The 3,992-nt window shown below is 61.3% G+C and carries 4 protein-coding genes; all 4 read right to left on the reverse strand.

The features are described 5' to 3' along the window. A partial coding sequence (locus ACIQ47_RS15055; protein ID WP_396438867.1) for a phospholipase D-like domain-containing protein occupies positions 1-688 on the reverse strand: 688 nt, incomplete at its 3' end. Between the two features lie 2 nt (positions 689-690). Beyond that, a complete protein-coding gene (locus ACIQ47_RS15060) occupies positions 691-1,446 on the reverse strand; it encodes an endonuclease/exonuclease/phosphatase family protein (RefSeq protein WP_396438868.1) in 756 nt (251 codons plus the stop codon). Continuing rightward, on the reverse strand, positions 1,443-1,928 hold the full coding sequence (nudB, locus tag ACIQ47_RS15065; RefSeq protein WP_396438869.1) for a dihydroneopterin triphosphate diphosphatase: 486 nt from the start codon (positions 1,926-1,928) through the stop codon (positions 1,443-1,445). The genes ACIQ47_RS15060 and nudB overlap by 4 nt, the downstream gene beginning before the upstream one ends. A 90-nt stretch (positions 1,929-2,018) precedes the next feature. After that, complete coding sequence (locus ACIQ47_RS15070; protein WP_396438870.1) at positions 2,019-3,917, reverse strand: response regulator; 1,899 nt, start codon at positions 3,915-3,917, stop codon at positions 2,019-2,021. Positions 3,918-3,992: the final 75 nt, after the last annotated feature.

Genomic DNA, 3,992 nt, shown 5'->3' on the forward strand with positions numbered 1-3,992 from the left:
TGCGGTGCAGCACGTTGTCGCGCAGCAGCAAGGCCGCCCGGCTGGGCGGTGGCGAGCCATCGGGCAAGGGCAGCGGCTGCTTCCAGGGCAGTGGCAGGCCCGCTGATTTGAACGAGTGCAGCGCCTGTGGAAGCTTGCGTTCGCGGGCGTGCTTTGCGCCTTGCAAACGCCACCACAGTTGGGACATGCTGTCTTGGATGTGACCCACCAGTTCGCCCTGCGCACTGACGGCAAAGTCCAGCCGGGGCCGGGCCAGGCTGCCGTGGTGTGGGTCGTACCAATCGTCCAGAATGTTGATGCCGCCACAAAAGGCGGTGTGCCCATCCACCACACACAGTTTGCGGTGCAGCCGACGCCAGCGGCTGGGGATGAGCAAGCCCATGGTGCCCAAAGGCGCATAAATTCGCCAATCCACCCCCGCCTGGGCAAAGCGCGTGCGCCAGACTTCAGGCAGCTGGGGCGTGCCCACACCGTCGACCACCAGCCACACACGCACGCCGCGCAAGGCCGCTCGCTCCAACGCCTCGGCCACCCGCACGGCTTCGCCATGGAGGTCAAAAATATAAGTTTCCAGCAACACATGCGAGCGGGCTTGGTTGAGTGCTGCGACCAAGGCCCCAAAGTAATCCTGCCCTCCCTCGATGAGGCGGATCTGGTGGCCGTCGCGCAGCGCTGGGTTGTGCCGCATGCTCAGTCGTCCCAGGCAAATTCAGCCACCAGGGGCAAATGATCGGACATGCGCTGCCAAATGCGCCCCGATGGCACCATGGCGTGCACAGGGGTCAGGCCCCGGGCGTACACATGGTCAAGCTGGTTCAAGGGCAAGCGCGAGGGATAAGTGGGTGTGGGCTGCTCGCGCCACTCCCGAAACCCGGCCTGCGCCATGCGCCGCCCCAGCCCCGTGCCCCAGTCGTTGAAGTCACCCGCCACCAGCACCGGCTCGTGGTCTGGGATGTCTTTCGAAATGTGGGCCAACAGAACCGCCAACTGGCGCACGCGGCTGGCAGGCACCAGCCCCAGGTGCACCACCAGCACATGCACCACGCGGTCCACCACCTCGACCTGGGTGTGCAAAAAACCGCGTTGCTCAAAGCGGTGGTCCGAGATGTCGCGGTGCTGGTGCCAAAGCACAGGCCAGCGCGAGAGCAAGGCGTTGCCGTGCTCGCCGTGGCGCGTGATGGCGTTGGTGCGGTAGACCACCTCGTAACCTTCGGGGGCCAAATACTCGGCTTGTGGCTGGCTGGGCCAATGCCTGAAATACGCCGCCTCGCGGCGGTGCTCGCGGCGCACCTCTTGCAGGCACACGATGTCGGCGTCGAGCTGCTCCACCGCATGGCCCAAGTTGTGGATTTCAAGACGCCTTGCAGGCCCCAGGCCTTGCACGCCTTTGTGGATGTTGTAAGTGGCCACCCGCAAAACCGGGTGTTCGTAGCGTTCGGGCTTCATAGCGGGGTGTTCGGTACAAAACGCGGCAGCATCAGGATGGCTTCGGCGTTGGAGGGGGAAAAGCACTGGTCGGCCGCGGCATGCCAGGGCAGCCATTGCGCTTCGGTGTGCTCACGCGGGCTGAGCACCACAGGCATGCGCTGCGGCACACACAGGCCAAAAACCCGCTCGGTGTTGCGGCTGACTTCGGGCGCATAGCGCCAGCGCCAAGCGGGGTAAATGTCGTACACGTTTTCAAGTTGCCAGTCTTGCAGGTGGCAACTCGGGTGGCAGGCGTCGATGCCTGTTTCTTCTTGCACTTCGCGGATGGCTGTGTCGAGCCAGCTTTCTTCAAGGTGGTCTTTGCTGCCCGTGACCGATTGCCAGGTGCACCAGTCGGCACGTCGGATCAGCAAGACGTCTTGCTCAGGCGTGTAAATGACGACCAGCACCGACTCCGGGATTTTGAAAGCGGCAGGCGATGGGTGGAGCGGTTGCAACATGGACGGGGCAGGCGCCAAATGAATGACCAAAAGATCAATTCATTGTAGTCAGCCCCTTGACTGACACTGCGTCGCGCGGCACGGCGTGCATCAAGCTTGGCGACGTTTGTGCGGCATGACCGCCAGCAACTGTGTTTTTTGCAGGGGTTTGGACAAAAAGGCGTTCATGCCCGCAGCCGTGGCCTGTTCAGCCGCGTCGTTCATCACATCGGCCGTGAGTGCCACGATAGGCACCAGCCCCCGCGCTCCAGTCAAGGCACGAATCTGGCGGGCACTGCTCAGGCCATCCATGACGGGCATGTGAATGTCCATCAGCACCAGATCAAAATCGGACTGACTGGCCTGCGTGAGCGCTTGTTGGCCGTCCTCGGCAAAGCTGACCTGGTGGCCCATGCTTTGCAGCAACAAGCCCACCACTTTGCGGTTGACCGGATGGTCTTCCGCCACCAGAACACGCAAGGGCTCAGTGACTGAGACCTGATGGGCGCCGTCATGGACCGGGCTGGCCCCTGCTGGGGGTGCTGGGGGTGCTGGGCCAGGTGCGGTCGACTGAGCTGCCCAAGGGGTTTTCAAGCTCAGGGTGAACACCGAGCCTTGGCCCAACTGGCTGCGGGCACTCAACTCGCCGCCCATCAGTCGGGCCAAGGATCTGGAAATCTCCAGTCCCAGACCCGTTCCCGATTGTTTGCGCGTCAGTGAGGGGTCGCCCAAGTGGAAGCGCTCAAACAAACCTTGTTGGGTGGCATCGCTCATGCCGATGCCGGTGTCGGCGATGTCGATCTGCCAGAGCACGCCGTCGGTCAGCGGTTCACGGCGAACACGGATATCGACCTGCCCCTGTTCGGTGTACTTGATGGCATTGCCGATCACATTGAAAAGAATTTGCCGCAAGCGCAATGGGTCGAGCATCACGACACGCGGCTTGTACAGGTCGCCCGTCAGTTGCAGTTGCAAGCCTTTGTTGAGCGCTTGCACCCGCATGAAACGGTGCACTTGCTGCAAAAAGTCTTCCATGTCCGTGGGTTCCGGTTTCACTTGAATTTTTCCGGACTCCAGTGCCGAGACCTCCAGCACATCGTTGAGCACCGCCAACAAGTGGGATGCGCTGCCCATGGCGGTTTGAATCAAATCGGCCTGCTCGGATCCGGTCTGGGTTTTCTCGAGCAAGCCCAGCATGCCCAATATGCCGTTGAAAGGCGTGCGCAACTCGTGGCTCATGTTGGCGAGAAAACGACTTTTCCCCTGATTGGCGCTTTCGGCTTGTTCTTTGGCTTGCAACAATTGGACATGCAAACGTTGTTGCGCCATTTGGGCCTGACTTTGCTTGCGCTCGTGCACATACAAACCCACAGCGCCCAACACCAAACCCAGGATCTGCGCCAGCGTGAGCCAGGCGATCCATTGGCTTTGTTCGCGCACAGTGGCCACTTGTTTTTGTACCCATTCGCCCATGACCATGTCTGAGGCCGAGTTCAGGGCCTGAACCTCAGGCGCCATTTGCTGGAGCTCCGTCATGAGCGAAGACCACGCGGGTGATGCCCAGTCTTGCCCATCGGCCAAGGGGGTGGATCTGGCCACCCAGCTGACCAAGCGAGGGGCCAACGCGGTGTATTCCTCACGGTGGTGTACCCGTTCACGACTGGAGCTGTTGAGCAACAAATCGATGCGGCTGACCAAAATATCAAAGCGCAAAGACCGATCTGCTGCAAAGTCCGGCGGGGTCATGCCCGGCCGAGCAAGGTCTGCACGCGTCATGGCCGCATCGAAACGCCACAACTCACGCTCCAGATTGGTGGTGATGGCCGTGAACGAGTCGTCCTTCAGTCGCGCAGCAGCCTCCAGAGCCTGTGCTTGACGCCATTGCACGGTGGTGCCCACCACCAATGCAGAAATCACCAGAATCGCCACGAAGGCCAGGCCCCAAAAGAACCGAGACGGTGCAAGGTCTTTCAGCTCTGGAGTCTCAGGCGTGGTGTCGCGCGTTTGCATCACTCCACCTCAATGGCCTTGAGCTGCCAGATGGAGCGCTCGTAATAGATCTTTTGCTGGAGTTCTTTTTTGGCG

The sequence above is a fragment of the Limnohabitans sp. genome, assembly GCF_044373035.1.
Lineage (GTDB): Bacteria > Pseudomonadota > Gammaproteobacteria > Burkholderiales > Burkholderiaceae_C > Limnohabitans_A.

Coding starts and splice junctions, on each gene's coding strand:
- ACIQ47_RS15060 (WP_396438868.1), bottom strand. CDS start 1,446: ATGAAGCCCGAACGCTACGAACACCCGGTTTTGCGGGTGGCCACTTAC.
- nudB (WP_396438869.1), bottom strand. CDS start 1,928: ATGTTGCAACCGCTCCACCCATCGCCTGCCGCTTTCAAAATCCCGGAG.
- ACIQ47_RS15070 (WP_396438870.1), bottom strand. CDS start 3,917: ATGCAAACGCGCGACACCACGCCTGAGACTCCAGAGCTGAAAGACCTT.